Below are 2,736 nucleotides of genomic sequence, written 5' to 3' on the forward strand. Positions count from 1 at the left end.
CTTAAAAAACGATGCTTTTTTTAGATATAGCATAATACATGTAGCCCAGATTAGACAGGAGGGAATTTTATGCATCATTCCGGATTACGACTTTGCCTAATCCGAACTACAGAAGAATAAGGATTATTTTTCTTTAAGTAAACGTTATTAAGTTATTCGGGTAAAGGCATGAAGCCTAAACCCGCTTTCATTTGCTTTATTCTCGTTACAAATAGTGTGATTCTATGCCTCCTGCTCTTCTAATGCATAGGATTGTACTGTAGTTTGAGTTAAATCCAACAACTCCCTGATTGCAACAAAAAACATAGTATAGTTTAGAACTGTACTTGCTTTCAGATCTGCTAAAATGTACCGCCAGCGCTGAATTAATGCCCTATGTGATTCACCCCAAGAAGTAAGTCGAGCTTCCAAATCAGGATTATCGCTATCATAGTTAATTAATCCAGCTGTAAGCTGGCGTTGTTGCCAATCTAAATCATCGCGTAATGCCTCTCTAGATAAGGACTCCCAATGATTTTCACTAGGATGAATAATAATTTGTTTTCTTATCCAGGCAAGATCTAAGAACTCACCTATTCCATAATAAATTTCAGCAACCTTTGCGACACCCATATTTTTCTTATAAGCAATTTCAATCATATCAGTTGCCGCAAATAAACCACGAGATATAGTTAACTCATGAGCTAATGTAGGCGAAATACCTTCATCAATAAACCTTTGATAATGCTCTTGATAATTCACACGCCGCTCTTCACTTAAAATAGAAGGTATCGATTTCTTCAGTGCAATTATTCCATCTGCATAGAGTTGTACAACTTCTGAAATATCTATCGCTTTCCGTTGACTACGCAAGAACCAACGAGTAATACGTCTTGCAAGTCTGGCATATAACATCATCATTTCAATTTGTTGCTTAGCACTTATCTTAGTACCTAACTCCTCAATTTGTTTCCAAACAGATTCTAAGTTAAGAACGGATCGAGTAATGATGTAAGCTTTAACAATCGCAGAAACAGGTGCTCCAGTTTCATCCTGTAATCTATAAACATAAGTAAAGCCCATTTCATTAACTATAATATTGCTTAATTTTGTAGCAATGATCTCTCGTCTTAATGGATGAGATTGCATTTGTTTGCTAAAGCGCTCTTGTAAAGGTACTGGAAACGAGCTAGTTAAAAAATGTTCCATATATGCTTCTTCGGGAACACCTGATGCTAAAATTTGTTCTTTCAAAATCGTTTTACTGTAGCACATCAAAACTGCAATACTGGGACGCATTAATCCTTTCCCCATTAATTTGCGCTCCATAATCGCCTTGTCATCAGGTAAGTATTCTAAACTACGATCAATTTTCCCTGTACGCTCTAGCTCATTGATATAGCGGCTTTGGAGATCCAAGACTTGCAGAGGTTGAGAAGCAGTTAAACTGATTGCACGCGTTTGTAAGAAATTATCTCTCAGAACTAATCTACTTACTTCATCAGTCATTTCCATTAAAAGTTCATTTCGCTGCTTCGGAGTCAAATCGCCACTAGCCACAATACTGTTTAGTAAAATTTTAATGTTTACTTCTTTATCAGAACAGTTCACTCCGCCAGAATTATCAATAAAATCGGTATATACCATTCCACCACTTAAAGAGTATTCGACTCGGGCCAATTGAGTTAAACCTAAATTACCTCCCTCACCTATAACTTTACAACGGAGTTGTTTTGCATTAACTCGAGTTGCATCGTTAGTTCTATCACCTACATGGGTATTCGACTCAGTACTGGCTTTTACATAAGTACCAATTCCGGCACTCCAAAGCAAATCAACCTTAGCTTTTAAAATCGCTTTAATTAATTCATTAGGCTCAATTTCAGTCTGTTTAATACCTAAAGCTGCTTGCATTTCCTTACTGACAGGAATTGATTTAGCATTGCGATTGAAAACCCCTCCGCCCTTAGAAATTAGTTTTTTATCATAATCAGACCAATTTGACCGGGGTAAATGAAACAAACGCTCGCGTTCTTTAAAACTTTCTTCCGCATTAGGATTAGGATCAACAAAAATATGGATATGGTTAAAGGCACCAATTAACTTGATATGTCTTGATAATAACATTCCATTACCGAAGACATCTCCAGCCATATCACCAATACCAACCACAGTAAAATCGTTGTTTTCAATGTCTATATCTAATTCATAGAAATGGCGTTTTACAGATTCCCAAGCACCTTTAGCAGTAATTCCCATTTTTTTATGGTCATAGCCAACTGAGCCGCCCGAAGCAAAAGCATCGCCTAACCAAAAACCATATTCTTGAGAAATTGCATTTGCAAGATCAGAAAAGGTCGCTGTGCCTTTGTCTGCAGCAACAACAAGATAAGGATCATCCTCATCAAAACAGATAACATTTTTGGGTTTAACCACCTTGCCATCAATGTAATTATCAGTAATGTCTAATAAACCACGAATAAATAATTGATAACAACTGATCCCTTCAGCCATTATTTCTTCTCGTGTACCATTAACAGGCAAAAACTTAGGTACAAAGCCACCTTTAGCGCCGCTTGGTACAATTACTGAGTTTTTTACTTGTTGTGCTTTCATTAGGCCAAGTATTTCCGTACGAAAATCTTCTCTTCGGTCTGACCAACGTAATCCGCCTCGAGCCACTTTACCGCAACGTAAATGAACTCCTTCAAAACGAGGCGAATAAACAAAAATTTCAAACATTGGATGTGGTTTGGG

General features: G+C 37.1%; 1 protein-coding gene. It reads right to left on the bottom strand.

The genetic code is table 11. The features are described from left to right. Nucleotides 1–222: 222 nt before the first annotated feature. Nucleotides 223–2,736, bottom strand: a 2,514-nt coding sequence (locus Lsan_RS10205; protein WP_162265599.1) for an NAD-glutamate dehydrogenase domain-containing protein, incomplete at its 5' end; no start/stop codon positions are given.

It is taken from the genome of Legionella santicrucis (genome assembly GCF_001468135.1).
In the GTDB taxonomy this organism is placed as follows: domain Bacteria; phylum Pseudomonadota; class Gammaproteobacteria; order Legionellales; family Legionellaceae; genus Legionella; species Legionella santicrucis.